This window comes from Aeromonas sp. S41-2 (assembly GCF_027705845.1).
GTDB classification, from domain to species: Bacteria; Pseudomonadota; Gammaproteobacteria; order Enterobacterales; family Aeromonadaceae; genus Aeromonas; species Aeromonas hydrophila.
In genome coordinates this window covers 604684-631372 of the sequence record NZ_JAPDCG010000001.1, presented here as the reverse complement: position 1 = coordinate 631372, position 26689 = coordinate 604684, and the positions used below count along the sequence as shown (strand labels likewise).

The following is a 26689-nucleotide window of genomic DNA, read 5'->3' as shown; positions in this document are numbered from 1 at the left end:
AAGCGATGCACTACCACCAATACTACCCGGTCGATGTGATCAACGGCCCCGGCACCCGTGCCACCCTGTTCGTCTCGGGTTGCGAGCACCAGTGCCCCGGCTGCTACAACCAGAGCACCTGGCGGCTCGATGGCGGCAAGCCGTTCGATGAGGCGATGAGCGATCGCGTCATCGCGGATCTCAACGACACGCGCATCAAGCGGCGCGGGCTGTCGCTCTCCGGCGGCGATCCGCTCCACCCCGCCAACGTGCCCCACGTGCTGGCGCTGGTTAAACGGGTGCGCGCCGAGTGCCCCGGCAAGGACATCTGGTGCTGGACCGGCTATCTGCTTGGTGAGCTCAGCCCGGCCCAGCGCGAGCTGGTGGCCTTGCTGGACGTGCTGGTGGATGGCAAGTTCGAGAAGGGGCTGGCGGATCCCGGCCTGCTCTGGCGCGGCAGCAGCAATCAGGTCATCCACGACCTCAATGCCTGGCGGGAAGGGGGTGAGCGCATTCCCTGTCTGGTTTGCAGTTGAAGCCAGGGATGTTTATGGTTAGCCCATTGCTATCCCTGTGACATCGTTGACGAGGAAATCCGAGATGAACAATCTGCTCAAGATCCTGCTGGCCATCTTTCTGCCCCCGGTCTGTGCCTTTCTTCAGGTGGGCTTCAGCCTGCATTTTCTGATCAACATAGTGCTGACCCTGCTCGGCGGCCTGCCCGGCATGGTGCATGCGCTCTGGCTGGTGGTCAGCGACAAGCGCGGCTGACGCTGAGCCGCTTTGCTAAAAGCCAACCCGATGGGGTTGGCTTTTTTTATGCTGCTCAAACGGGTTCCGATTGTTACAGTAACGGGCCGGTAACCCTGCCGGGGAGGGGTGACCCCTCTGATCTGACTCAACAAGGAGTGTTGAATGGGTTTGAAGGTCTTGCTGCTGGGCACTGTGCTCGGTCTGCTGGGGGGCTGTGCCAGCCCCAGTCCCACCGTGAAACTGAACCAGCCGCCGCTGGAGGTGACCATGGCGGAGCTTGGCAAATACTGGGTGCAGGATGGCGAGGTGCCTCCGTTTGAACCAGTGGGCGGTGCGCCAGCCAAGCGGCCCGTCAAGGGCTATGTGGAGATCCGTTATCTCATCGACTCCAACGGCAATCTGTTCAGCCCAGAGATTGTGGCCTCGGAGCCGCCCGGCGTGCTGGACCTGATCGCCCTGTCGGGGCTGGCCAAGACCCGCTATCGCGTGTCGAAGCAGAACCCGCAGGCCATTCCGGTGCGAGTGGTGGGTCGCTACGAGATTGAAGTGGAGTAAACAACAACCCCGGCCTGGCCGGGGTTGTTGTTTACTGCTGCTTGCAGTCGTTGTAGACGCTCTGCCACTCGCCATCCTTGTCGCGCATCTCGACAAAGCCTTCATCTCCCTTGTTCCACCAGACGGCCTCATGGTCGTCGGTGTAGCGGGCGCCGGAGGCGGAAACGCTCTGCGGCAGGGTGTAATCCTTGCCGTCTGGCAGCGCCAGCTTGACGAAGTTGAGGCTCTGATCGGAGAGGGCGAAGTAGCGTACCTGCACCCGTTTGCCCTGTTCACACAGATAGGTGACGGGATCGCCACCGGTCACGCTCAGGGTGCCGGCGCCGCGTTCGCAGCCGCTCAGCAGGGTCAGGCTCGTGATGCCCAGCAGCAGAAGGTTGGCGTGCTTCATGTTGATTCTCCATCGGTGTCATCCGGGCGTGATCCTAACAGCTTGCCAAAGGGGTGCAATGGGCCTCGATCCGGCTTGCGTCGATATGCGTCCATGGGCGTCAAAAGAAGCGCTAATGAGCTGTGGCTCAATGCAGGCCGAGTCGGGCCTCGAAGGCGCGCACCAGCGCCTCGTAAGTGCCGTTGTTGCGGATCTTCTGCAGCCCCTCCTCGAAGCGCTTGGCCATTGCCTCGCCCTGGGGATGGGCGCGGGAGAAGGCGAGCCAGAAGCCGTCGGTGGAGATCTTGCCCACCTTGACCACCTTCCCGCTCAGCTGTTTTTGCTGGATCTTGAGGTAGCCCGGCATCTCGTTCATCAGGATGTAGTCGACCCGGCCGCGCACCAGCATCTCGATGATCTGGGCATCGGACTTGGCCTGGAAGCGGGTGATCCTGGGGTTTTCCATGAAGTCGGTGGGGTAGGTGTAGCCAAGGGTGATGCCCACCGTCTTCTGTTCCAGCGAGGTGAGCTTGAGATCCCGGCGCGGTTCGCGGGCCAGGGCGAAGATGGCGAGATCCTCCTCGAACATGGGGGTCTCGTGCCAGAAGTACTGGTAGCGGTTCTCCTCGGTGATGGTGGCATCGAAGCAGCCGAGCACCTTGTCGCTGCGCGCCTCGTACATGCAGCGGGCGAAGGGGATGGTGCGAAACTCGACGTCGACCCCCTCGGCGGCAAAGGCCGCCTTCACCAGCTCGGGGGCCAGCCCCTGCGGCTGACCGCTCTGCTTGTCGAGGGCGCAGTAGGGGGCCCAGTCATCCTCGGCGGCAATGAGCACCTGCTCTGCCCGGGCACAGGTCATCCCCAGCAGCAGAGTGATTGCCAACCAGTGGATGTATGCTGCTCGTGCCATGGTCTCTCTCCTGTTGCCGACTGCCCTAGCAAGCATAGTTGCTGGGGCTGGCCGCAGGCGCCGTCAAACGGGAGACAAAAAAACGCCCCGGTAGGCATAGCGGGGCGAAAGGCAGCACATCCTTGAGCTAACAACAGGGGGTCAATAACCGAACCGAGTGGCCTCGAAGCGGTTAAGCAGTCGGTGGATGAGGTAACAGGCCAGCAGGGTGGCGACGATGGCAAACAAGATGCTGCTGACCCGGTAGAGGGCGCTGAACACCAGATCGTTGCCCGGCGTCAGGTATTGGCCAAACAGGATGCCGAGGGTGGTGAGGGCACCGAAGCCGACCCCGGAACCGCTCGCCTCCTTCACGTGGGCATGGCTGAACAGCATGGCGCCGAGCCAGAGCATGGGGGCGACCAGCAACAGCAGTCCCGACCAGTCGTAGAGCACCAGCTGGCTGACCAGGCCAAAACTCACCCCGAGCAGGGTACCCATGGCCCGCTTGCGGGCATAGCTCAGGGCGCCGTCCCAGTGCATGGGGAAGAGCACCAGCAGGGTCGTGGCCTGGGCCGACATGGAGTCCCGCAGATCAAAGATCTGGAACACCATGAAGGAGAGGGTGGCGATGCTGGCGCCAAGCAGCGCCTCGTGCCGCATCCGGTGCGGTGCCTTGGGGGAGGGGGCCGGTTTGGGGCGCTCCTCCACGTCCGGGATCAGCGCCGTCATCAAGTAGGCGATGAGCACCGACAGCACGCTGGCCCACAGGTTGCTGAAGATGAGGTCGTTGAGATCGGTCTGCGGGTAGCTGGCAAAGTGCAGCATGATGCTGAGACTCAATACCCCGTTGGCACCGAACAGGAACAGGCTGCCCCGCGACATGGCGGCGAAGCGGTAGAGAAACAGCAGGAAGGCGATGGGGATCATCAGGCCGGGATGACCGCCAAACAGCCCCCCCAGCAGCCCCACCTCCAGCCCGCAGACCACGGCGGCGGCGATCAGCTGGCGGGCGGCATGGCCGTTCATCACCGGCACCATGCCCAGCAGCAGCACCGGCGTGACGGTGTAGAAGACGCCGTAGTTCCAGCCAAACAGCTTGCAGAGCAGAAAGCCGGTAGTGCTGCCAAAGGCGATGCGCAGGCATTGGCGCAGTTCGTTGGCGGTGAGGGGCCTGTGCCATAGCGTCATTGCCGTCACCTCAGTAGATGTAGTGCAGCAGACTGAGCAGGCGGATCTGGGCGCGGGCCAGCAGTCCGGTCAGGGCGTTGTCGGGCAGCAGCTGCACGGTGGCGCGGGCACCGGCCGGCAGATGGGCGGGCAGCTGTTCCAGTGCCAGGTGCAGGCGCAGGCGCTGGGCGTCGCGTACCCAGCGATCCGACTCGGTGGGGCTGGCCAGGAGGCCGTTGGCATCGAACTGGCCGGCGCTGACCCCGGCATCCAGGCTGGTGACCCGGGCCGTATAGAGGCGACCCGGCTCGCCATCGAAGGCGACCAGTGCCTGGCTGTCCTGATTGACGTGGCGCAGGCTCTTCTCGCGAAAATCGGCGATCACGTCCACCTGCTCGGAGACCAGCGCCAGCAGCGGTGCACCCGCCGCGGCGAAGCTGCCCGGCTTGAGCTGCAGGTTGGTGATGATGCCGTCCTGGCTGGCGTGCACCCGGCTGTAGGCGAGGTTGAGCTCGGCCTGGGCGAGGCGGTTGCGGGCCTGGCGCAGCAGCAGGTTGTCGTCGCCGGGCAGACCGCGGTTGACCCTGGCCTGGGTCATGCGAGCCTTGCTGGCCAGCAGGTTGGCCTGGGCGGTGCGAAACGCGCTGTCGGCATCATCCTTCTGCTGCTCGGAGACCATGTGGCGGCGATAGAGGGCGTCGATGCGCTCCGCTTCCCGCAGCTTGAGGGCGGCCTGGGTCTGCAGCGAACTGAAGTCGGCGCTGGCGGCATTGAGGGTGGCATCGAGCTGGCGATTCTGCTGCTCGGCCTGGGCCAGGGCGAGACGGGGCTGCTCCACCGCCAGCTCAAAGGGGGCGGGATCGAGCACGAACAGCAGGTCGCCCTGCTTGACGTGCTGGTTGTTGCCGACGGCCACCTCGACCACCTTGCCGCTGACCTGGGGCGCCATCTTGGTCACGACGCGGGTCGCCATGGCTTGCGGGGTGAGCGGCATCTTGAGGTCGGCCAGCAGGAAGTAGGCAAAGACCAGTACGAAGGCGCCCATGGCCCATTTTATCCAGCGCTTGAATTGTTGATCCGGGGTCATTTCACTCTCTCTCTTCACTCTGTGCACCTATCTTGCCGAGGGCATTAGCGCAGATGCGGTGCACGATATCTTCAAACTGTTCCAGCTCCCGCTGGCTGATGCCGGCGAGCAGCTCCCGGCGTATCTCCATGATGCGATCTTCAATCTGGTCGAGCAGCGCCTTGCCGGCCGGAGTCAGGGTGACGATGCGGGCCCGCTTGTCCTGACTGCAGCAGTGGCGCTCCACCAGCCCCTGCTCTTCCAGCTGGCCCAGGGTGCGCATCAGGGAGGGCAGTTCAATCTCCAGCGCTTCGGCCAGGGTCTTCTGGCTGAGGTGCCCACCGAGCCGGCTCAGCTTCCACAGCGCTGTCCAGCGGGGGTGGGTGAGGCCGAGGGGGGCCAGTTCGAGATCGGCCACGGTGCGCCACAGCCGATGCAGCCGGCCGACCCGTTCGGCGAGGGACAGCTCGCGCAACATTTCCAGATCCTTCATCATGAGGCTCTCCATTTACTTAGCTTGCTAAGCATTGTAGTTGTTTAGCAGGCTAAGTAAATAGTGTGATCGCGATCTTGTTTATGAAAATTGGAGGTAGGTTTCTTGTGGAGCTTGCTTGCTGGGCTTGAGCTCCCCGCTGGCAGCCACCCGTGTCTGCCGCGAGCCTATTTGGGTGAACCATTCCCGCCATGGGCCGGCGAAATAACCAAATAATGTCACCAATCCGTGCTGAAAATAGCCTTGGAATAGCCATGGCCGATCATGTTGGCGGCAGAAAAATATTATCTGAATTCGGCAGGCTGTTTTTTATCCACTAATATTGATGGGTCAGCTAAACAGGGAGACGATAGCTGTGGAACGATATGAATCGGGTGACCCCCATTTCTCCATCGAGAGTCTGTTGGTGGAGGTGGAATATGTTGCCGATGGCCATTATGGGCTCAGCCTGGAAAGTACCGAAACCTGTCATGAATTTGACCCTGCCAATATTCCACTGTTATTAGCCGAATAGTTTTTCGGTTTATGTCATGAGGCCGTCATCATCACCTGACGGTCTGTTGGAGGGCCCGCTTGTATCGGCTTAAACGCGCCCCTGAGGCAGGCACCGCCTGCCATGGGCAGATCATCTTTGCGGACCTCGACGTGATCGCACGCCCACAATCTTCCAGTTGTTTCTTCCGGTCTGCGGCGGTTTGTCCGATTGGTATTTGCCGATCTTGAGATCGCCACTCAATCCTTGCCGGTGATCAATCTAAATAGCGTGGAGCGGGGCAAGCATGGTTTCCCATTATTGAGAAGCATGCCGCCCATTATTTAATCATTATTTGATAATGGCCCCATCAAGAGCCTGCTGGCATTGAGAGATGAGTACCCACCGGTTTGATTGGCGCGGCACAATAGTGCGCCTGAATAATGCAAATAACAGGCCGGGCGGCATCCTCTGCCAGCCATAACGTTTAAGAATTTAATGTTTTTATATGCCTTTGCAGACAGGCTAACCGACAGGGGGGAGAGAGATGGCTAGAGTGGCGCCACACCACACGCTGGAGCATAACAATGAAAAACCTCTCTACCCCACAGACCCGGATCGCGCTGTTTGGCGACCGACAGATTGCCGGCATGCCCATGATGATCTTCCTCGGGCTTGCCACCTGCGTACTCTTCTCGGGCTGGAACGGCTCTTTGCCACTCGGCATGGTCGGTGCGCTGGCCTTGATGTTCGTGCTCGGCACTCTGCTGACCGAGCTGGGGGAGCGCATCACCCCCATCCGCGAATACCTGGGGGGCGGCACCATACTCGCCATCTTCGGCGGCGCCGCCCTGTTTGAATACCGGGTCCTGCCCGTCGAGGCGGGCCAGGTGATCATCGGCTTCATGAAGGAGGGGGGCTTTCTCAACTTCTTCATCGCCAGCCTGGTGACCGGCTCGGTGTTCGGCATGAGCGGCGCCCTGCTGAAGAACGCCGCCATGCGCTACCTGCCGGTGATCCTGGGGGGCGTCGCGCTGGCGCTGCTCAGCGTCGGTCTGGTGGGTGCCCTGATGGGGTATGGCTTCAAGAATGCGGTGCTGCTGATCGGTCTGCCCATCATGGGCGGCGGCATGGGGGCCGGCGCCGTGCCGCTGGTGGAGATCCTCTCCGGGCCGCTGCAGATGTCGAGCGCCGATCTGCTGTCGCGCATGGTGCCGGCGGTGGTGATCGCCAACACCCTGGCCATCCTGGTGGGGACCTTGCTGGCCCGCCTCGGTCGCCGCTACCCCTCCCTGACCGGCAACGGCAAGCTGATGATAAAAGAGAGTGCCGCTGGCGTGGCCGAAGAGAAAGTGCAGGCACCGACGCTAGAGAGCCTGGGCCTCGGGCTCTTCATCAGCTCCAGCATGTTCGTGCTGGGCTCATTGCTCGGCAACTTCATCCCCATGCATCCCTTCGCCCTGATGATCCTGGCGGTGGCCGTCATCAAGGTGAGCGGCCTGCTGCCCCGTCGCTACGAGCAGGCGGCGGCCGACTGGTACCAGTTCGTGGTCAGCAACCTGACTCCCTCCCTGCTGGTGGGGATCGGTGTCGCCTACACCAGCATCCCCGAGCTCATCAGCGCCTTCTCGGTCAGCTACTTCGTGCTGGTGCTGGTGACCGTGGTCGGCGGTGCCCTGGGGGCGGCGCTGGTGGGCCGAATGATCGGCTTCTACCCCATCGAGGCGGCCATCACCGGTGGCCTGTGCATGGCCAACATGGGGGGCACCGGCGACGTGGCCGTGCTCTCGGCGGCCCAGCGCATGACCCTGATGCCGTTTGCCCAGATCTCTTCTCGTCTCGGGGGGGCCGTCATGCTGATCCTGGCCACCCTGCTCATCTCGCTGCTGGCATAAGGAACAAGATAATGAACGACATCATGATGGGCACCAGCCTGCCCTATGCCGAGCGCAAGCGACAGGGACTGATGGGGCGCATGCCCCACAAGGAGGAGTCGCTGGCCCAGCAGCGGCGCCGCATCTACCGGCTGGTTTCGGCCATGCAGAGCCCGTTTGATCAGCACCTGCTGCTGCGCCAGCTGCAGGAGGACAACCCGGTGCTGTTCTACGAGCTGGTGCGCCACCACCTGCCCGAGCTGTTACCCATCATCTATACCCCGGTGGTGGGAGAGGCGTGCCAGCGCCACAGCGACCTTTATCTGCGCAGCCACGGCCTCTACCTCTCCTGGCACGACCGGGACGAGCTGGACGACATCTTCGCGGCGGTGGAGCAGGAGGTGGACGTCATCGTCATCTCCGATGGCGAGCGGGTGCTGGGGCTCGGCGATCTCGGCATCGGCGGCATGGGGATCTGCATCGGCAAGCTGGCGCTCTACTCCGCCGCCGGCGGCATCAACCCGGCGCGCACCCTGCCGCTGTGCGTGGACGTGGGCACCAACAACCCCGAGCTGCTGGAAGATGACTCCTACCTCGGCTGGCAGGCGCCGCGGGTGGATGGCGAGCCTTATTACCAGTTCATGGACAAGGTGGTGGCCGCCATTCGCAAACGCTGGCCCCAGGTGGTGCTGCAGTTTGAAGACTTTGCCGGCAAACATGCCGCCAATCTGCTGGCTCGCTACCGCGATGAGCTCTGCATGTTCAACGACGACATCCAGGGCACGGCGGCGGTGGCATCGGCCTGCGTGCTGGCGGGCCTGCAGCAGGCGGGCAGTGCGCTGGCCGAGACCCCGGTGCTCATCGTCGGGGCCGGCTCGGCCGGCTGCGGCATCGCCGCCATGCTGGCCCAGCTGGCGGGCAGCACGGAGCGGGTGCAGCTGTTTGATCAGGATGGCTTGGTCTGCCAGGACCGCGCCGGGCTCACCCCTGCCCAGCAGCCGTTTGCCCGTCCGGCGGCGGAGGCATGCAACTCTTTGTCCGCGCTCATCGAGCGGCTGCGCCCCGGGGTGCTGATTGGGGTGAGCGGTCAGGGCGGCCTGTTCGACGAGGCGGTGCTGACGGCCATGGGGGAGGTGTGCGAACGGCCGGTGATCCTGCCGCTCTCCAACCCCACCCGCAGCGCCGAGGCAACCCCGGCCCAGGTGTGGCAGGCTACCGGCGGGCGCGCCCTGCTCGCCACCGGCAGCCCCTTCCCGCCGGTGGCGGTGGACGGCGCGCCGCGGGTGGTCTCCCAGTGCAACAACGTCTATGTGTTCCCGGGCATCGGCCTCGGCGCCTGCGCGGTCAAGGCGCGGCGCATCAGCGACGGCATGCTGCGGGCGGCGGTGCAGGCGGTGGGCGCCTATCCACTGGCCGAAGGGCGGCTGCTGCCCCCCATCGAGCAGGTGGGGGAGGTGGCCCGCACGGTGGCGAGGGCGGTGGCACTGTGTGCCCGTGCCGAGGGGCTGGCGGATTTTGCCGGCGATCCCGCACCTTTGATTGACCAGACCTGGTGGCGCCCGCACTATTGGTCCGCGTCCTGATGTTGCAAGGCTAATCGATGAAACTGCGTCACCAACTGGTCACCCTCTCTTTGGGCCTGTCACTGCTCCTGATCGTCATCCTGGGCAGCCTGCTGGCGCTCTTCATTCGCCACCTGCTGGAAGTGAACCTGGAGGAGAAAGGGGGCGATCTGGCACGGGTGCTGGCGGCGGACCAGCGGGTGGTACAGGCTCTGGAGTGGGGGAGCGATCCGGGTCTGCGCGACTATGTGCAGGGGATCTGCAGCCGCACCGACGCCGCCTACATGGTGGTGACCGACGAGCACGCCCGCCGGCTGAGCCACCCCTCCCCGGAGCTGGTGGGCGGCCTGTTTCGTGGCGAGGATATCTGGCCCTCCCTCAACGAGCGCAGCAGCTACTGCTCCAAGGACGTGGGCACCCTGGGGCCGGCCATCCGCTGCTTCGCCCCGGTGATCGGGGCGGACGGACGCGCCATCGGCGCCGTGGTGGTGGGTTATCTGATGCAGACGGTGGAGGGTATCTATCTGGATCGGATCGCCCTGCTCATCAGCGCCATCGGCGCCGTGCTGGGCTGCGGCCTGCTGCTGGCGCTCTGGATCCAGCATCGGCTGCGCCGCACCCTGCTGGATCTGGAGCCGGAGACCATAGTCAACCGCTTCGTGCTGCAGGAGCTGGTGCTGGAGCACATCTCCGAGGGGGTGATCGCCCTCGACAGCCAGGGCCACATCCGCATGCTCAACAGCGCCGCCTTTTACCAGCTGCGCCTGCCCGGCACCGGTCGCCACTCCCTGCTTGGCCAGCCGCTGGCGGAGCTGTCGCCGCCGCTCGCCCCCGCCCTGACCCAGCTCGAGACCGAGCTCGGCTTCACCGTGCACGGCGAGTCGTTCATCGGGCGCTGGCAGGCGGTGGAGGGCAAGATCCCCGGTCGGCTGCTGATCTTCAGCCGCCCCGAGGTGACCGGCAGCCTCGGCATGCAGGTGACTCACCTGCGCCAGTATGCCGAGATGCTGCGGATGCAGACCCACGAGTTCGCCAACAAGCTCAGCAGCCTCTCCGGCCTGCTGCAGCTGGGCCACGTGGAGCAGGCGGTGGAGCTCATCCAGCAGGAGAGCGAGGCGTGCCAGACCATGCTGCACGATCTGCTGCGGGCCATCGAGGACAAGCCGGTGGCCGGGCTCATCCTCGGCAAGTTCAGCCGGGCTCGCGAGCTCGGGGTGGAGCTGGTGCTGGATCCCGATTCGGCGCTGGGCGAGTACCCGGCGGCGGTGTCGGCGGATCTCATCACCCTCATCGGCAACTTGCTGGACAACGGCATTCGTGCCGCCTGGGCCCGGCGCAAGCAGTGCCCGCCACGGGTGCTCATCTCCCTCAACGACTTCGGACGCCGGCTGGTGATCGAGGTGGAGGACAGCGGTGAGGGGGTGGACGAGGCGCTGGCGGACCATCTGTTTGATTACGGCATCAGTCGCCAGACCGGCGATCACGGTGTCGGCCTGTTCCTGGTCAAGGAGACGGTGGCCAGGCGAGGGGGTGTGATAGAATGGCGCCGCACCGCCGAACAGACGACGCTGTTCGGTATCTACTTGAATAAAAACCAATTGGTGTGATCTATGGAGCCCATTTTCACTCTGGTGATCGAGGATGACGAACGGATAGGATCCATTCTGGCCGAGCTGGTCTCCTCCACCCCCGGATTTTCCCTGCTGGGTCGGGCCGAGAGCCTGACCCAGGCCGATCTCATGATGCGCGCGGCCCAGCCGCAACTGCTGCTGGTGGACATCTCGCTGCCTGACGGCTCTGGCCTGGAGTGGGTGAACCGGCTGCGCAGCCACAACCGCGAAGCATACGTCATCATGGTGACCGCCTCCTGCGACGTGGAGACCATCCAGCAGGCCCTCAATCAGGGGGTACAGGATTACATCATCAAACCGCTGCGGCTGTTTCGCATCCAGCAGAGCCTGGACGAGATCCTCACCCTGCACCGGCGCATCTGCGAGCGCGGCTCCCTCGAGCAGAGTGACCTGGACCGCTTGATGGGCAAGGTGAGGCCCCAGGGGCGCGAGGTGCGTGACACCCCCAAGGGGATCGACGCCATCACCCTGCGCCAGGTGCTGGAGCTGCTGGCGGGCGAGCCGGACAGCGCCTTCTCCACCGACACGGTGGCGCTGCGCTTGTCCCTCAGCCGCACCACGGCGCGCCGCTATCTGGAGTATCTGGAATCGGAGGACCGGGTGGACGTGGATCTCAACTACGGCCAGCGCGGCCGGCCCGAGCGCCGCTACCACTGGCGGCGGGGTAGTTGAGCCGCTGGCCACACGCAGATCCATGCCAACAAAAGAGGGAGCCTGAGCTCCCTTTTTTGTGTCTGCCGTTGGTGTAAAAACCCATGTTGCCGGCCGCTCAGGCCTTTTCCAGCAGGGCCGGGCGGACCTTCGGTTTGAACTGGGAGAGCATGACCCCCGCCAGGATGAGACCGCCCCCCAGCAGGTGATAGCAGTGAATGGGCTCCCCCAGGCTGATGACGGCGATGAGCGCCGTGCACAGCGGCATCAGGTTCATGAACACAGAGGTGCGCTCTGCCCCCATGCAGGCGAGGCCGCGCATCCAGCAGTAGGCGGCGAAGAGGGAGGAGGCGATGCCGGCAAACAGCACCAGGCCCCAGCCTTCGGCCGGCACCGCCAGCGACTCGGCGCAGAGGGCGACCGGGATCAGCAGCAAGACCGCCAGCAGGATCTGCAGGTAGAGGTTGAGCCAGGGGCCGAACGGCAGTTGCCAGCGGCGGATCAACAGGCCATAGAGGGCGTAGCTGGCGGAGCCGAGCAGCATGAGGCCGTCGCCCTGATTGATGCCGTCGTGCAGCAGCGCCAGCGGCTGACCCAGGCTCAGCAGCCAGAATACCCCGAACAGGGAGATACTCATGCCGAGCAGCGCCTGTTTGCCCGGCCGCTGACCGAAGAAGAGCGCGCTCTGCAGCAGGGTCAGCAGCGGGATGAGGGAGCCGATGACCCCCATGTTGGTGGCCGAGGTGGTGTGGGCGGCGTAGTAGGCGAGGCACTGATAAAGCACCATGCCAAGGGCCGCCAGCACCAGCAGCTTGCCGAGCCAGGGGCGGATCTCGCCACGGCGGCGCCACAGCTGCGGCAGGCAGAAGGGGGTCAGTGCCAGCGCGGCGATCACCCAGCGGTAGAAGGAGATGGCCGCGGGATCCAGCACATCGGCGGCGGCTTTGGACACCACGGTATTGGTGGCCCAGATCAGCACGGCGAGCAGCGGAAACATCAGCGGGTAGAAGATTCGCATCAAAGACTCCTTATTATCGAGGTGACCAGTCTACCCTTGTCTTTCTGATATCAAGTAACGTAAAACTGACAAATCATCCCGCGCAAAGGACAATCCGCCCGCCATGGCCATACGTCACTACCATCCGACGGACCTGCATCTGCCAGAGCCCAATCCGCTCTATCTACGCTACCAGCAGATCCAGGCCGAGAGCGCATGTGCGCCCCACAGCCACCCCTGGGGCCAGCTCAGCCTCATCAGTCTGGGGGTGATGGAGATAGTGCTGGACGATCACCGGCTGGTGGCACCGGCCGACTACCTCATCTGGGTGCCAGCGGATCTGGAGCACGCCTCTTACAACCAGCAGGCCCTCGACTACACCTCCATCTACGTCAATCACGCTCTGGCGGCGCGGCTGCCGGCCGAGCCCAGGCTGCTGCAGATGACCCCGCTGATCCGCGCCATCCTGGCGGATTTTTGCGATCGCAAGCTGGGCCACATGGCGGATGAGTGGGATGTGCGCCAGGCCGAGCTGCTGGTGGAGAAGCTGACCCGCACCCGCTGCCAGGACAGCTACCTGCCCATGAGCCAGGACAAGCTGCTGGCCCCCATGCTGGCGGCACTGCACAGCGATCCTGCCGACCTGCGCACCCTGGCCCAGTGGGCCGAGCAGCTGCACACCACCGAGCGCACCCTGGCCAGGCGCTGTGTGCGGGAACTGGGGATGAATTTCGGCCAGTGGCGGGCCCGGCTCAAGCTGCTCAAGGCGCTGGCCTGGCTCAAGGGGGAGTTGCCGGTGCAGGAGATTGGCTGGCGGCTCGGTTACGGCTCCACCTCGGCCTTCATCGCCATGTTCAACCGGGAGCTGGGCTGCTCGCCCCAGCGCTATCGCCAGCAACTGGGCATCGGCGCCGGGCAGGCGGCGCTCTAGCTGCGACCACTCTAAGCAATGAAAAGGGCGCCTGCAGGCGCCCTTGTTGATCACCGGATGGGCTTAGAAGAAGCCGAGGGGATTGATGTCGTGGCTCACCAGCAGGTTCTTAGTGTTCTGGTAGTGGTCCAGCATCATCTTGTGGGTCTCGCGGCCGATCCCTGACTTCTTGTAGCCGCCGAAGGCCGCGTGGGCCGGGTAGGCGTGGTAGCAGTTGACCCAGACCCGGCCGGCCTGGATGCCGCGTCCCATGCGCCAGGCCAGGTTGCTGTCGCGGGTCCACAGGCCCGCTCCCAGCCCGTACTGGGTGTCGTTGGCAATCGCCAGCGCCTCCGCCTCGTCCTTGAAGGTAGTGACCCCGAGCGCCGGCCCGAAGATCTCCTCCTGGAACACCCGCATCTTGTTCTGGCCCGAGAAGATGGTGGGCTGGATGTAGAAGCCCCCCTCCAACCCGCTCACCCTGGCCGGGCCGCCGCCGATCAGCATCTTGGCCCCTTCGCCGCGACCGATCTCCATGTAGCTCAGGATCTTGTCGAACTGCTCGCGCGACGCCTGGGCACCGACCTGGGTGGCGGTGTCGAGGGGGTTGCCCTGCACGATAGTGCGGGCGCGGGCCAGCACCTTGTCCATGAAGTCGTCGTAGATGCTGGCCTGCACCAGGGCGCGGGAGGGGCAGGTGCACACCTCGCCCTGGTTGAAGAAGGTCATCAGCATCCCTTCCACCGCCTTGTCGATGTAGCTGCTCTCGTGCTGCATCACGTCGGCGAAGTAGATGTTGGGGGACTTGCCGCCCAGCTCCACGGTGGAGGGGATCAGCTTGTCGGCGGCGCAGCGCAGGATATGGGCGCCCACCTCGGTGGAACCGGTGAAGGCGAGCTTCTGGATCCGGTTGCTGGTGGCGAGTGCCTGGCCCGCCTCGGCGCCGAAGCCGTTGACCACGTTGACCACCCCGGCAGGCAGGATGTCCTTGATGAGATCCATCATCAGCATGATGGTGACCGGGGTCTGCTCGGCGGGCTTGAGCACGCTGCAGCAGCCGGCCGCCAGCACCGGGGCCAGCTTCCAGGCCGCCATCAGCAGCGGGAAGTTCCACGGGATTATCTGGCCGACCACCCCGATGGGCTCCTTGAAGTGGTAGCTGACGGTGTTCTGGTCCAGCTCGGCGGCCGAACCCTCCTGGGCGCGGATGCAGCCGGCGAAGTAGCGGAAGTGATCCACCACCAGCGGCAGGTCGGCGGCCAGGGTCTCGCGCACCGCCTTGCCATTCTCCCAGGTCTCGGCGATGGCGAGCACCTCGATGTTCTGTTCGATGCGATCGGCGATGCGCAGCAGCAGGTTGCTGCGCTCGGTGACGCTGGTCTTGCTCCAGCTGGTGAACGCCTTGTGGGCGGCGTCCAGCGCCAGCTCGATGTCGGCGGCGTCGGAGCGGGCCACCTCGCAGAACACCCTGCCGTCTACCGGCGAGATGTTTTCAAAGTAGCGGCCGGCGCGCGGCGCCACCCACTCACCACCGATGAAGTTGTCGTAACGGGACTTGAAGCTGACCAGGGCACCTGCCTGACCGGGAGTGGTATAAATCATCTCATCATCCTTTATGTGTGTGGTCCTGACCGAGCTGGCGGGCAACCCGGTTGCTGCTGTGTATCGCAAGGGGCGTGCCAGAGGGTCTGACCAGCACAGTAAAAGTTACAAAAACGTTATCAAATGGGGTGCGGCAGCGTATCTTGGTTAACCAATGACCAGGGCGAAGGTGAGGAAACTGTGCCGATTCTGGACAGTGACCGTGACAGTCGTGCCGTTTGTGAACAGGAGGCGTGATGAGCGAATTATCTCAATCCAGTGCCAGCCCGATCGAGCGTTCCTGGCAGCGCTGCCTGCATCAGGGGCTGAGCCGCCGGCAGAGCGCCGAGCTGGACTTGCTGCCCCAGGGGGAGCTGTCGGCCCGTCAGGAGCAGCACAGGGTGCTGATCGCCAGCTTCCAGCGCTTCGTGTTGCCGCTGTTTGGCCAGTTGCTGGCAGGGCGCCCCTGTCGCTTGCTGCTGTGCGACGGTGAGGGCGCCATCCTGGCCGCCAGCGGTGACGACGGCTTCGCCCGCCACGCCGAGCGCATTTTTTTGCGCAGCGGCGCCCGCTGGGGGGAGGCGAGCAAGGGCACCAACGCCATCGGCACCGCGCTGGCCGAGCAGAGCGAGGTGCAGGTGCTCGGCAATCAGCACTTCTTCGCCCAGCACAGCTTCCTCAGCTGCAGCGCCTGCCCGCTGCTCGGGCCGGACGGGCAACTGCTCGGGGTGCTCGACATCTCCACCGATGCGGCCCATCACGATGGCGACATGCTGGGCACGGTGCGACTGTTGGCCATGACCCTGGAAAACGCGCTGCTGGCGCGCCAGCCGGGCTGGCTGGTGGATCTCGAGCCCCAGAGTCTCTGGTCCGCCCGTCTGCTGCTGGGGGAGGAGGGCGAGCTGCTCGGGGCCAACCGGGCCGGCCGGCTTTGGCTCGGCCAGCACCCCTTCGACGGCAAGCAGCTGCTGCGGGATCGGCGCGGCTTGCGGCTGGTACCGGAGGCTCAGCCCGTGGCGGCCCTGCCCGGCTTGGCGGCCGATGCCGACGGCTCGCACGGCCGGCAGGTGCCGCTCAAGATGCTGGAGCGCGGCATCTCGCTGCTCATCGAGGGGGAGACCGGCAGCGGCAAGGAGCACCTGGTGCGCGAACTGCACGGGCAGTCGAGCCGGCGGGCGCAACCGCTGGTGTGCGTCAACTGCGGCGCCCTGCCGGCGGAGCTGGTGGAGGCCGAGCTGTTTGGCTACGTCGGCGGGGCCTTCAGCGGTGCCCGCAGCCAGGGCAGCCAGGGGTATCTGCGCGCCGCCCACGGCGGCATCCTGATGCTGGACGAGATCGGCGAGCTGCCGCTGCTGGCCCAGACCCGGTTGCTCAGAGTGCTGCAGGAGCGCGCCGTCACCCCGGTTGGCAGCCACAGACCTGAGGCGGTGGATTTCTGGCTGGTCAGCGCCAGCCATCGGGATCTGGCGGCCATGGTGGCGGCCGACACCTTTCGCGAGGATCTCTACTACCGCATCTGCGGCTGGCGCCAGCAGCTGGCGCCGCTGCGCGACTGGCCGACCCGCGAGCGGCAGGCGCTGGTCCGGCGGCTGCTGGCCGAGATGGATCCTGCCCTGCGCCTGGCCGATGAGGCCGAGCGCCAACTGCTGGCCCACCCTCTGCCCGGCAACGTGCGCCAGCTCAAGCAGGCGCTGGAAGTGGCCTGCGTGCTGGCGGAGGGGCAGGGCTGGATTGAGCCTGCCCACCTGCATCTGCCGACCGTGGCCGTGGCGCCGATCGCCACCATGGCGGTGGCGGGCAGCACATTGCGCGAGCAGAACCGGCAGCGGGTGCAGCAGACCCTGACGGAGTGCGATGGCAACGTGAGCGAGGCGGCGCGCCGGCTCGGCATCAGCCGCACCACCCTCTATCGGGCGCTGCGGGAGGCAGGCTGAGGTGTTTGTTACCCGAGCTTTTTCGTGGTTAAGATGGGTCCACAAGAGACCCTTTGATGATTCTTTTGCATGGCATGGAGTGCTTTATGACGCGTACCCGATTTGATTGGCAAGACCCCTTCTTTCTCGACGGCCAGCTCGGCGAAGAGGAGCGGCTCATCCGCGACGCCGCCCGCGATTACTGCCAGGCGCGGCTGATGCCCAGGGTGCTGGAGGCCAACCGCCGCGAGCAGTTTGATCGCACCATCATGAACGAGCTGGGGGAGCTGGGGCTGCTTGGCGCCACCCTGCCGGAGCAGTACGGCTGCGCCGGGGTCAATCACGTGGCCTACGGCCTCATCGCCCGGGAGGTGGAGCGGGTCGACAGCGGCTACCGCTCGGCCATGAGCGTGCAGTCGTCCCTGGTGATGCACCCGATCCACGCCTATGGCGACGAGGCCCAGCGCCAGCGCTGGCTGCCGGGGCTGGCCCGGGGCGAGCTGGTGGGCTGCTTCGGCCTCACCGAGCCGGACGCGGGCTCGGACCCGGGTTCCATGAAGAGCCGGGCCGAGCGGGTTGACGGCGGTTATCTGCTGGGCGGCAACAAGATGTGGATCACCAACTCCCCCATCGCCGATCTGTTCGTGGTGTGGGCCAAGCTGGACGGCGAGATCACCGGCTTCGTGCTGGAGAAGGGGATGGCCGGGCTCTCTGCCCCCAAGATCGAGGGCAAGTTCTCCCTGCGCGCCTCCATCACCGGCGAGATAGTGATGGAGCGGGTCTTCGTGCCAGAAGCGAACCGGCTGGCGGGGGTGAGCGGCCTCAAGGGGCCGTTCGGCTGCCTCAACAAGGCGCGCTACGGCATTGCCTGGGGGGCGCTCGGCGCCGCCGAGTTCTGCTGGCACGCCGCCCGCCAGTACGGGCTGGATCGCCAGCAGTTCGGCCGCCCGCTGGCCGCCACCCAGCTGTTTCAGCTCAAGCTTGCCAACATGCAGACCGAGATTGCCCTCGGCCTGCAGGGCTGCCTGCAGGCAGGGCGCTTGATGGACGAGGGGCGCTGCCCGGTGGAGCTGGTGTCGCTCATCAAGCGCAACAGCTGTGGCAAGGCGCTGGAGATAGCCCGCGTCGCCCGCGACATGCACGGCGGCAACGGTATCAGCGACGAGTTTCACGTCATTCGCCACGTGATGAACCTGGAGGCGGTCAATACCTACGAGGGGACCCACGACATCCACGCCCTGATCCTGGGGCGGGCCCAGACCGACCTGCAGGCGTTTGAGTGATGGGGCCCCTTGCCGGCGTGCGCGTGCTGGATCTCAGCCGCGTGCTGGCCGGCCCCTGGGCCAGCCAGCTGCTTGCCGATCTCGGCGCCGACGTGGTCAAGGTGGAGGCCCCCGGGCGTGGTGACGACACCCGCCACTGGGGCCCGCCCGAGCTGGTGGCGGGGGAGGCGGCCTACTTTCATGCCGCCAACCGGGGCAAGCGCTCTATCGCCCTCGATCTGGCCCGCGATCGCGAGACCCTGCTGGCCCTGGTGGACCGGGCCGACGTGGTGATCGAGAACTTCAAGGTAGGGGGGCTGGCGCGCTACGGCCTGGATTACCCGAGCCTCAAGGCCCGCCACCCAGAGCTTATCTACTGCTCCATCACCGGTTTTGGCCAGGACGGTCCCTGGGCCCAGCGACCCGGTTACGATCTGCTGATCCAGGGGCTGGGCGGCTTGATGAGCATCACCGGCCAGCCGGACGAGGCCCCCGGCGGCGGGCCGGTCAAGGTGGGGGTGGCGCTTGTCGACATCCTTACCGGCCTCTACGCCACCATCGGCATCCAGGCGGCCCTGCGCCACCGGGAGCAGACCGGAGAGGGGCAGCAGATCGATCTGGCCCTGCTCGACGTGTCGGTGGCGGTGCTGGCCAACCAGGCGATGAACTATCTCGCCACCGGTCAGGCGCCCGGGCGCCTTGGCAACGGCCACCCCAATATCGTCCCCTACGACGTCTATCCCACCCGGGATGGTCATCTGATCCTCGCGGTGGGCAACGACGGCCAGTTTGCCGCGCTGGCGGCCCTGCTGGGGGAACCCGGCTGGGCGACGGCCTCCGACTTTGCCAACAACAGCGCCCGGGTGCGCCAGCGCCACCGGCTCAATGCCCTGATTGCCGAGCGGCTACTGGTTCGTAGCAGCGCCGAGTGGAGTGCCATGCTGGAGGCAGCCGGGGTGCCGGGCGGCCCCATCCTTACCCTGGATGCGCTGTTCGCCCTCGAGCAGGGGGTGGTGCGCGGCTGGGTGCAGCAGGTGCAGCGCGGTGAGCAGCCCTTGCCCACCCTGGCCAATCCGCTGCATCTGTCGGCCACCCCGGTGCGCTACGGGCGTGCCTCGCCGGCGCTGGACGGGGACCGGGATAGCGTGCTGCGCGACTGGCTCGGGCAGGGCTGACCCGGTTGCTTTAGGCGGGGAGGTTGCGCCTGCCCGGCGGGATGCTTACGCCTTCAACCCCTTCCCATCTCAATCAGCCCCGGTGCTGGAGCACGGGGCCGTCCCCCGTTATGATGCGCCCCGTCCATTCATCTGTTGAGGAACTTCCCATGGCACAACACATTGGCGCCCTGGCCCTGCTGGTGGCCGATTACGACCAGGCCATCACCTTCTTTACCCAGGGACTGGGGTTCGAACTGCTGGAAGACACTCCCCTCGACGAGCCGGGCAAACCGGGCAAGCGCTGGGTGCGGGTTGCCCCCAAGGGGGCCCCCGGTTCCGCCCTGTTGCTGGCGCGCGCCGCCACCCCGGAGCAGCGGGCCGCCATCGGCCAGCAGGGGGGCGGCCGAGTCTTCCTGTTCCTCGAAACCGACGACTTCTGGGGCGATTACCAGCGCATGCAGGCGTACGGTGTCCATTTTTGTGAACAGCCGCGTAGCGAGGCTTACGGCACCGTGGTGGTGTTCGAGGACATCAGTGGCAACCGCTGGGATCTGCTGCAACTCGCTGCTGCCAACTGAATCTGAAAACGTTTATCATCTCGCCTGTCATAAAGTCATAAAAGTGTCACAGAAAGTTCTAATAATTGGCGCACCCATCTTCACAGAGGAGAGAGAAGGGATATGGCTAAGCGAATTCTGGTGGTCGAGGACGAAGCACCGATCCGCGAAATGCTCTGCTTCGTGCTCGAGCAGAAGGGATATGAAACAGTAGAAGCTGAAGATTTTGCCGACGGATTGGCGAAGGTGCGCGAACCCTACCCCGAACTCATCGTGCTGGACTGGATGATGCCGGGCGGCAGCGGCATCCAGTTCATCAAGCAGCTCAAGCAGGATGAGGTGACCCGCCAGATCCCGGTGGTGATGCTGACCGCGCGCGGCGAGGAAGAGGACAAGGTGCGCGGGCTGGAGGCGGGGGCCGATGACTACATCACCAAGCCGTTCTCGCCCAAGGAGCTCACCGCCCGCCTGCATGCGGTGATGCGCCGCGTCTCTCCCACCTCGGTGGACGAGGTGATCGAGGTGCAGGGGCTCAAGCTGGACCCCGTTTCCCACCGGGTCAGCGCCGAGGAGAAGGCGCTCGACATGGGGCCGACCGAATTCAAGCTGCTGCACTTCTTCATGACCCACCCGGAGCGGGTCTACAGTCGCGAGCAGCTGCTCAACAATGTCTGGGGTACCAATGTGTACGTCGAGGACAGAACCGTGGATGTGCACATCCGTCGCCTGCGCAAGGCCATTGAAGAGACGGGGCACGATCGCTTGATCCAGACGGTGCGCGGCGCAGGCTATCGCTTCTCAACCCGTCTGTAGAGGAAGTTATGTTGCAACCTTATGCCTGGCGGCGCCAGTTGTGGCGAATGGCGTTCTTCTATGCGCCCTTCGCCTTGGTCGGCTGGTTGACGAATACCCTCGCCCTCTGCCTGCTGGCGGCCACCGTGCTGCACCTGGGCTGGCACTATCGCTTCCAGAAGCGGCTGTCGGACTGGCTGTGGCACGATCGCAGCCTGGTGCCCCCCAACGGCAGCGGCAGCTGGGAGTACATCTTCAACGGCATCTACAAGTTGCAGCAGCGCCACCGGGCCCGCCGCCGCGAGCTGGCGGGGCTGATCCGCCGTTTTCGGGAAGGGGCGGAGGCACTGCCCGACGCGGCCGTGGTGTTTCGCACCGACGGCAGCATCCTCTGGTGCAACCGGCTGGCCGAGCAGCTGCTCGGTTTTCGCTGGCCGGAAGACGCCGGTCAGCATATCGGCAACCTCATTCGCAATCCCGCCTTCGGCGCCTACCTCGGCAAGGGGCAGTATGACGAACCGTTCGAGATGACTTCACCCATCAACGAGGAGAAGTTTCTCGAGTTTCGCATCATGCCCTACGCCGAGGATCAGGCCATGCTGGTGGTGCGGGACGTGACCCGGCTGCGCAGCCTGGAGAAGACCCGCAAGCACTTCGTCTCCAACGTCTCCCACGAGCTGCGCACCCCGCTCACCGTGCTCAAGGGCTATCTGGAGATGACCGAGGAGCCGCCGCCGCCCGCCATGTGGGCCAAGGCGCACAAGGTGATGATGGAGCAGACCATCCGCATGGACAATCTGGTCAATCAGCTACTCACCCTGTCGCGCATCGAGGCGGCGCCGAGCGTGGATCTCTCCCACCTGGTGGACATGCCCGCCATGCTGGGGTTGCTGGAGCAGGAAGCGCGGGCGCTCTCCGGCGAGCGGGCCCACCAGATCGAGTTCATGGTGCAGCCCAATCTGTTGGTGCGTGGCGATCAGGATCAGCTGCGCAGCGCCGTCTCCAACCTGGTCTACAACGCCATCCACTACACCCCGGCGGGGCGCAAGATCACGGTGGAGTGGCGCAAGCAGGGGGCGATGGCGCTGTTTGCGGTGCAGGACGAGGGAGAGGGGATCCCGCCCGAGCACCTGGCGCGGCTCACCGAGCGGTTCTATCGGGTCGACAAGGCCCGCTCCCGCCACACCGGCGGCTCGGGGCTCGGGCTTGCCATCGTCAAGCATGCCTTGAGTCACCACGACTGCCAGCTCGACATCGAGAGCCGGGTCGGCCTCGGCAGCCGCTTCAGCTTTCTCATCCCCGGCCGCATGGTGGTGGTTAAATAGTCTTTTCCGGCAAGGGGTTGGCATCAAAAGAGGGCGGCGATGGCGGCCCTTTTTTCATTTGTTAAACAAGCCCGCCATGTCATTAAAGTGTCACATTAAATCCATAAATTTGTCACTGCCAGGTCAGATACTGGCGCCGTCTTGAGAACGGACCTGTCGCCGGTTTGGCGCAGGGAGAGTACGAAACGCGACCTGCCGATCGCAGTGCTCGGGATGTGACCACTTTCGGCCTCAGATTGACGCTTGCCTTCTGCCACCACAGGACTGGGGGAAGAGGGCAGGAAATGACACTCAGCGCATCGTCCGGCGTGGCCGGCGGTGAGCCAAGTTAACCCGTGTTTTGATGGACTGCGTTCTGCAACCTTGGAGAGATTGGATGAAACTCAACAAACTGGCTGGTGTAATCGGATTCACCGCAGCTACCCTGTTTTCCGTCAGCACCCTGGCTGCCGGTGTGGATAAAAACCTGCCGGATTACACTCCGACCAGCGGCATCTCGGGCAACCTGTCCTCTGTCGGCTCGGACACCCTGGCCAACATGATGACCCTGTGGGCCGAAGAATTTAAGCGCATGTACCCCAACGTTAACGTGCAGATCCAGGCCGCCGGTTCCTCCACCGCACCGACCGCACTGACCGAAGGCGTTGCCCAGTTCGGCCCCATGAGCCGCGCCATGAAATCCGGCGAGGAAGAGGCCTTCGAGAAGCGCTACGGTTACAAGCCGACCGCCATCCGCGTCGCGGTCGATGCCCTGGCGGTGTTCGTCAACAAGGACAACCCCATCAAGGGGCTGACCATGCCGCAACTGGATGCCATCTTCTCCAGCACCCTCAAGTGCGGCGAAGCCAAGGCCGCCACCAAGTGGGCTGATCTGGGTCTGGATGGCAACTGGTCTTCCAAGGATCTGCAGCTGTTCGGTCGCAACTCGGTGTCCGGTACCTACGGTTACTTCAAGGAACACGCCCTGTGCAACGGTGACTTCAAGAGCGGCGTGAACGAGCAGCCGGGTTCTGCCTCCGTGGTGCAGTCCGTCTCCTCCTCCCTGAACGGCATCGGCTACTCCGGCATCGGTTACGTCACCTCCGGTGTGCGCGCCGTACCGCTCTCCAAGGATGGCAAGACCTTCATCGAGGCGACCTCTGACAACGCCATCACCGGCAAGTATCCGCTGTCGCGCTTCCTGTACGTTTACGTGAACAAGCACCCGAACAAGCCGCTCTCTCCGATGGAGCAAGAGTTCCTGAAGATGGTGCTCTCCAAGGCGGGCCAGAACATCGTTGCCAAAGATGGCTACGTACCGGTACCGGCCAAGGTGGTCGAAGCCGACCTGAAGAAACTGGGCATCATGTAAGCCGGTTTCCTTTGCCAGACGGGCCCTGCGGGGCCCGTTTTGTTTTTTGGCCGCCGCATGATGGCGGTATGTGACCGCTTTCGCCAGACCGGGTGATTTGCCGACTTGCACCGGACGCCCGCATTTCCGAAAATAGGGCATCTTTATGGTGAAGGACACCTCCATGACATCTCCCCTGTTCAAGCTTGGCCTGGCGGCACTCTGTTCCACCCTGCTCGCCAGCTGTGCCCAGTCTCCCACCGGCCGCAGCCAGATGCTGCTGTTCTCGCCCCAGCAGATGAGCAAGCTGGGGGCCGACTCCTTCGAAGAGATGAAGAAGCAGGAGAAGGTGAGCACGGATGCGAAGATGAACGCCTATGTCTCTTGCGTCGCCAAGGCGGTGACCGCCCAGGTGCCGAGCCAGTACGGCATCACCAGCTGGGAGGTGGTGGTGTTTGACTCCAAGCAGGTCAACGCCTTCGCCCTGCCCGGCGGCAAGATCGGGGTCTACAGTGGCCTGCTCAAGGTGGCCAAGAACCAGGATCAGCTCGCCACCGTCATCGGCCACGAGCTGACCCACGTGCTGGCCCAGCACTCCAACGAGCGGCTCTCCCGTAGCCAGCTGACCGGCCTTGGGCTGGCGGCGGCCGACATCGCCATGGGCAGCAGCGAATACCGCGGTGCCACCATGGCGGCGCTGGGGCTCGGGGTGGAGGTCGGCGTCATGCTGCCCTATGGCCGTGAGCAGGAGAGCGAGGCGGACCGACTGGGGCTGGATCTGATGGCCCGCGCCGGTTTCAATCCCGCCGAAGCCATTCCCCTGTGGCAGAACATGAGCGCGGCCGCGGGTGGCAATGCGCCGCCCCAGCTGCTCTCCACCCACCCCAGCAACGAGAACCGGATCGCCGAGCTGCAGGCCCAGCAGGCTGAAGCCGTGCCGCTCTACGAGCAGGCCCGAGCCTCCGGGCTGGTACCCCAATGCAAGGCATAAGCCTGCGCATGGCGCGGCCCGATGACGCCGCAGCCATGACGGTGATGCAGCGGGCCAGCTGGCTCGCCGCATACGGCGGCGTGCTCGGTGCCGACATGCTGGCCCAGCTGGCGGTCACCGAGCATCTGCAGATCTGGCAGCGCCGGCTGGCGGAAGCGGGCCCAAGGCCCATGCTGCTGTGCCAGGACGAGGTGGTCATCGGCCTGCTCTACTGGCAGCCGGAGACGACGGGGGAGTACCCCACCGCCTGGATCCGCGCCTTTTACCTGCACCCCGACCACTGGCGCCAGGGCCACGGCAAGCGGCTGTGGCAGGCGGTGGCGATGCAGATGCGGCGCGCCGGCTGTGAAGGCGTCAGATTGTGGCTGCTCGATGGCAACCACATCGGCGAGGGGTTCTACCTGCGCCGCGGCTTCATGTTCGATGGTCAGGAGCGCACCCTGATGAGCCTCGGCCAGCCCTGCCTGCAGCGACAAATGTTTCGTTTGCTTTGATCTCTCTCCCGTTTTTCGCCTCTGGTCACTTTATTTTTTTTGCGAATTAATACAATGTCCCCCTCTGGGCAGGCTGAGGTGAGGCGACTCATCGACAAGGGAGTGTGGCATGTATTACGGCTTTGATATTGGTGGCACCAAGATAGCGTTCGCTGTGTATGACGGCGCCTTGAATCTTTGTCACGAGGAGCGCATGAGCACTCCCGGCAATGATTACGAAGGGCTGCAGCAGCTGATCCGCGCGCGGGTCGAACAGGCGGATGCCCGTTTCGGCGCCCGTGGTGCGGTGGGCATCGGCTTTCCCGGCATTCTCAACCGGCACGACCACAGCATAGTGGCGGCCAATCTGCCCTCCATCAATGGCCGCCACCTGGGCGCCGATCTGGCCGAACTGCTGGAGCGCCCGGTCAAGGTGGACAACGATGCCAACTGCTTCCTTTGGTCCGAGGTACATCAGGGGGCGGCGGCAGGGGCCGACAGCGCCCTCGGCGTCACCATCGGCACCGGCATCGGTGGCGCCGTCTATCTGGCGGGCAAGCTGATCCAGGGCCGTAACTGGCTGGCAGGGGAGATAGGCCACTACCCGCTGCCGGCCACCATGCTGATGAAGTACCCCGACCTGCCTCGTCCCCGTTGCGGCTGCGGCCGTCTGGTCTGTTTTGAAACCTATGCCTCCGGCACCGGGCTGGAGCGGCTCTACCATCACTTCCACGGCCAGCGTGCCAGCGGCCACCAGATAGTGGGGCGCTTCGAGGCGCACGAACCCCATGCGGTGGCCACGGTCGACTGCTGGCTCGAAATCATGGCTGCCGGGCTTGCCACCGCCATCTCGGTGGTCGACCCCGACGTGGTGGTGCTGGGGGGCGGTCTGAGCGGTCTGCCTGCGCTCTACGAACAGCTGCCGCTGCGCCTGCCCGGCCATCTGCTGCCCGGGGTCGCCCTGCCCGAGATCCGCGAGGCCCGCTTCGGCGGCGCCGGCGGGGTGCGCGGGGCCGCCTTGCTCAATTTATGAGATCAGATCCGGGGTCTGATCTCCCCAATAAAGGAGTCCATCATGACCTCTCTTGAAATCTGTATCGACAATCTGGAATCCCTGTTTACCGCCCAGGAGGCTGGCGCGAATCGCATCGAGCTCTGCTCTGCGCTGGGGCTGGGCGGCCTGACCCCCTCCTATGGCTTCATGCAGCTGGCGGCGCGCCATGCCACCGTTCCCGTCTACGCCATGATCCGGCCCCGGGCCGGCGACTTCTGCTTTGGCGACGGGGAGTTCGAGATGATGCTGCAGGATATCACGGCGGCCCGCGCCGCCGGCCTGCAAGGGGTAGTGGTCGGTCTGCTGGACGAGCAGGGACGGGTGCCTGCCGCCAAACTCACCCAGCTGGTGGAGGCGGCAGGGCCTCTTGGCGTTACCTTCCACCGTGCCATCGACCTCTCCTCCGACTGGCGCCTCGACTTGGAGACCATAGTCGCCGCCGGCTGCGAGCGCATTCTGAGCTCGGGCCACGCGCCGACCGCGCTGGCGGGGCTGGAAACCCTGCAGGCGATGCAGCAGGCGCTGGCGGGACGGGCCAGCCTGATGCCGGGTGCCGGGGTCAATGCCGACAATGTGCGCACCATAGTGGAGTTCACCGGGGTGAACGAGGTGCACATGTCCGGCATGGGCTGGCGCGGCGGCATGGTGCCCCATGGCGTCAACATGGGCACCTCGGACGATGGCCGGGTCAATATCACCGACGGCGCCAAGGTGGCGGCGGTTCGGGCTCTGCTGGACAGGGCCTGATACGGGCCGCACAGCGGCATGGTGTCTCTATAGCGTCAACATGGGCACCTCGGACGATGGCCGGGTCAATATCACCGACGGCGCCAAAGTCGCAGCGGTGCGGGCTCTGCTGGACAGGGCCTGATACAGGCCGCG

General features: G+C 64.9%; 27 protein-coding genes. 20 read left to right on the top strand and 7 right to left on the bottom strand.

All coding sequences use genetic code 11. From position 1 onward, the window contains the following. Positions 1–5 precede the first annotated feature (5 nt). The 3 genes from nrdG (at position 6) to OKC44_RS02870 (ending at position 1287) form a co-directional block, all read left to right on the top strand. The gene (gene nrdG / locus OKC44_RS02880; protein WP_113994904.1) at positions 6–515 is read left to right on the top strand and encodes an anaerobic ribonucleoside-triphosphate reductase-activating protein; all 510 of its coding nucleotides are present in this window, start codon (positions 6–8) and stop codon (positions 513–515) included. 64 nt (positions 516–579) lie between these two features. Then, entirely contained in the window at positions 580–750 is a 171-nt protein-coding gene (locus tag OKC44_RS02875) for a YqaE/Pmp3 family membrane protein (protein ID WP_005303354.1), read from the top strand. 144 nt (positions 751–894) lie between these two features. Next, positions 895–1287: an energy transducer TonB gene (locus OKC44_RS02870; protein ID WP_270810931.1), complete on the top strand. Its 393-nt coding sequence runs from the start codon at positions 895–897 to the stop codon at positions 1285–1287. 31 nt (positions 1288–1318) lie between these two features. Here the strand turns inward: OKC44_RS02870 and OKC44_RS02865 are convergent, their stop codons facing one another. From OKC44_RS02865 to slyA, 5 genes are all read right to left on the bottom strand, one after another. After that, positions 1319–1678 (bottom strand): MliC family protein, encoded by a 360-nt coding sequence (locus OKC44_RS02865; protein ID WP_043168440.1) that lies wholly within the window; start codon positions 1676–1678, stop codon positions 1319–1321. Between the two features lie 127 nt (positions 1679–1805). After that, positions 1806–2567, bottom strand: a complete 762-nt coding sequence (locus tag OKC44_RS02860) for a substrate-binding periplasmic protein (RefSeq protein ID WP_029301550.1) — start codon at positions 2565–2567, stop codon at positions 1806–1808. 141 nt (positions 2568–2708) lie between these two features. Then, positions 2709–3737 (bottom strand): DUF2955 domain-containing protein, encoded by a 1029-nt coding sequence (locus tag OKC44_RS02855; RefSeq protein WP_065476310.1) that lies wholly within the window; start codon positions 3735–3737, stop codon positions 2709–2711. Positions 3738–3747: 10 nt separating this feature from the next. After that, positions 3748–4803 (bottom strand): HlyD family secretion protein, encoded by a 1056-nt coding sequence (locus OKC44_RS02850; RefSeq protein WP_270810924.1) that lies wholly within the window; start codon positions 4801–4803, stop codon positions 3748–3750. A 1-nt stretch (position 4804) separates the two neighbouring features. Then, the gene (gene slyA / locus OKC44_RS02845) at positions 4805–5278 is read right to left on the bottom strand and encodes a transcriptional regulator SlyA (RefSeq protein WP_010634735.1); all 474 of its coding nucleotides are present in this window, start codon (positions 5276–5278) and stop codon (positions 4805–4807) included. Positions 5279–5597: 319 nt separating this feature from the next. Here slyA and OKC44_RS02840 point away from each other — a divergent pair, with 319 nt between their 5' ends. The 5 genes from OKC44_RS02840 to OKC44_RS02820 all read left to right on the top strand — a co-directional run bounded on the left by OKC44_RS02840 (position 5598) and on the right by OKC44_RS02820 (position 11486). Beyond that, positions 5598–5789 carry a hypothetical protein gene (locus tag OKC44_RS02840; protein ID WP_073349272.1) on the top strand — a complete coding sequence of 64 codons (192 nt, stop codon included), beginning with the start codon at positions 5598–5600 and terminating at the stop codon, positions 5787–5789. Positions 5790–6334: 545 nt separating this feature from the next. Beyond that, on the top strand, positions 6335–7642 hold the full coding sequence (locus tag OKC44_RS02835) for a 2-hydroxycarboxylate transporter family protein (RefSeq protein ID WP_270810922.1): 1308 nt from the start codon (positions 6335–6337) through the stop codon (positions 7640–7642). An 11-nt stretch (positions 7643–7653) separates the two neighbouring features. Beyond that, on the top strand, positions 7654–9204 hold the full coding sequence (locus OKC44_RS02830) for an NAD-dependent malic enzyme (RefSeq protein ID WP_044799449.1): 1551 nt from the start codon (positions 7654–7656) through the stop codon (positions 9202–9204). Between the two features lie 17 nt (positions 9205–9221). After that, positions 9222–10790 carry an ATP-binding protein gene (locus OKC44_RS02825; protein WP_044799450.1) on the top strand — a complete coding sequence of 523 codons (1569 nt, stop codon included), beginning with the start codon at positions 9222–9224 and terminating at the stop codon, positions 10788–10790. A gap of 3 nt (positions 10791–10793) precedes the next feature. Further along, a complete protein-coding gene (locus OKC44_RS02820; protein ID WP_011705161.1) occupies positions 10794–11486 on the top strand; it encodes a response regulator in 693 nt (230 codons plus the stop codon). Positions 11487–11583: 97 nt separating this feature from the next. On the opposite strand, the gene OKC44_RS02815 is transcribed toward OKC44_RS02820, so the two are convergent. Then, on the bottom strand, positions 11584–12483 hold the full coding sequence (locus OKC44_RS02815; protein WP_270810917.1) for a DMT family transporter: 900 nt from the start codon (positions 12481–12483) through the stop codon (positions 11584–11586). A gap of 103 nt (positions 12484–12586) precedes the next feature. Between OKC44_RS02815 and OKC44_RS02810 the strand changes: the two genes are divergently transcribed. Continuing rightward, entirely contained in the window at positions 12587–13393 is an 807-nt protein-coding gene (locus tag OKC44_RS02810; protein ID WP_168756110.1) for an AraC family transcriptional regulator, read from the top strand. 63 nt (positions 13394–13456) lie between these two features. Here the strand turns inward: OKC44_RS02810 and exaC are convergent, their stop codons facing one another. Further along, on the bottom strand, positions 13457–14974 hold the full coding sequence (gene exaC, locus OKC44_RS02805) for an acetaldehyde dehydrogenase ExaC (protein ID WP_270810915.1): 1518 nt from the start codon (positions 14972–14974) through the stop codon (positions 13457–13459). Positions 14975–15210: 236 nt separating this feature from the next. Here exaC and OKC44_RS02800 point away from each other — a divergent pair, with 236 nt between their 5' ends. The 11 genes from OKC44_RS02800 to OKC44_RS02750 all read left to right on the top strand — a co-directional run bounded on the left by OKC44_RS02800 (position 15211) and on the right by OKC44_RS02750 (position 26554). Beyond that, positions 15211–16887: a sigma-54-dependent Fis family transcriptional regulator gene (locus tag OKC44_RS02800; protein ID WP_270810913.1), complete on the top strand. Its 1677-nt coding sequence runs from the start codon at positions 15211–15213 to the stop codon at positions 16885–16887. Between the two features lie 86 nt (positions 16888–16973). Then, on the top strand, positions 16974–18149 hold the full coding sequence (locus OKC44_RS02795; RefSeq protein ID WP_270810911.1) for an acyl-CoA dehydrogenase: 1176 nt from the start codon (positions 16974–16976) through the stop codon (positions 18147–18149). Then, entirely contained in the window at positions 18149–19303 is a 1155-nt protein-coding gene (locus OKC44_RS02790; RefSeq protein WP_270810910.1) for a CaiB/BaiF CoA transferase family protein, read from the top strand. Before OKC44_RS02795 ends, OKC44_RS02790 begins: the two co-directional genes overlap by 1 nt. Positions 19304–19452: 149 nt before the next feature. After that, on the top strand, positions 19453–19863 hold the full coding sequence (locus OKC44_RS02785; protein WP_024944740.1) for a VOC family protein: 411 nt from the start codon (positions 19453–19455) through the stop codon (positions 19861–19863). A 102-nt stretch (positions 19864–19965) separates the two neighbouring features. Further along, the gene (gene phoB, locus OKC44_RS02780; RefSeq protein WP_005298527.1) at positions 19966–20655 is read left to right on the top strand and encodes a phosphate regulon transcriptional regulator PhoB; all 690 of its coding nucleotides are present in this window, start codon (positions 19966–19968) and stop codon (positions 20653–20655) included. Between the two features lie 8 nt (positions 20656–20663). Continuing rightward, positions 20664–21959, top strand: a complete 1296-nt coding sequence (gene phoR / locus OKC44_RS02775; protein WP_024944739.1) for a phosphate regulon sensor histidine kinase PhoR — start codon at positions 20664–20666, stop codon at positions 21957–21959. A gap of 376 nt (positions 21960–22335) precedes the next feature. After that, the gene (locus tag OKC44_RS02770; RefSeq protein ID WP_011705170.1) at positions 22336–23310 is read left to right on the top strand and encodes a PstS family phosphate ABC transporter substrate-binding protein; all 975 of its coding nucleotides are present in this window, start codon (positions 22336–22338) and stop codon (positions 23308–23310) included. Between the two features lie 163 nt (positions 23311–23473). Continuing rightward, positions 23474–24280 (top strand): M48 family metallopeptidase, encoded by an 807-nt coding sequence (locus OKC44_RS02765; protein WP_011705171.1) that lies wholly within the window; start codon positions 23474–23476, stop codon positions 24278–24280. After that, positions 24268–24774 carry a GNAT family N-acetyltransferase gene (locus OKC44_RS02760; protein ID WP_029303670.1) on the top strand — a complete coding sequence of 169 codons (507 nt, stop codon included), beginning with the start codon at positions 24268–24270 and terminating at the stop codon, positions 24772–24774. The genes OKC44_RS02765 and OKC44_RS02760 overlap by 13 nt, the downstream gene beginning before the upstream one ends. A gap of 109 nt (positions 24775–24883) precedes the next feature. Next, the gene (locus tag OKC44_RS02755; protein WP_017408554.1) at positions 24884–25786 is read left to right on the top strand and encodes an ROK family protein; all 903 of its coding nucleotides are present in this window, start codon (positions 24884–24886) and stop codon (positions 25784–25786) included. A 42-nt stretch (positions 25787–25828) separates the two neighbouring features. Beyond that, the gene (locus OKC44_RS02750; protein WP_270810905.1) at positions 25829–26554 is read left to right on the top strand and encodes a copper homeostasis protein CutC; all 726 of its coding nucleotides are present in this window, start codon (positions 25829–25831) and stop codon (positions 26552–26554) included. Positions 26555–26689 lie beyond the last annotated feature (135 nt).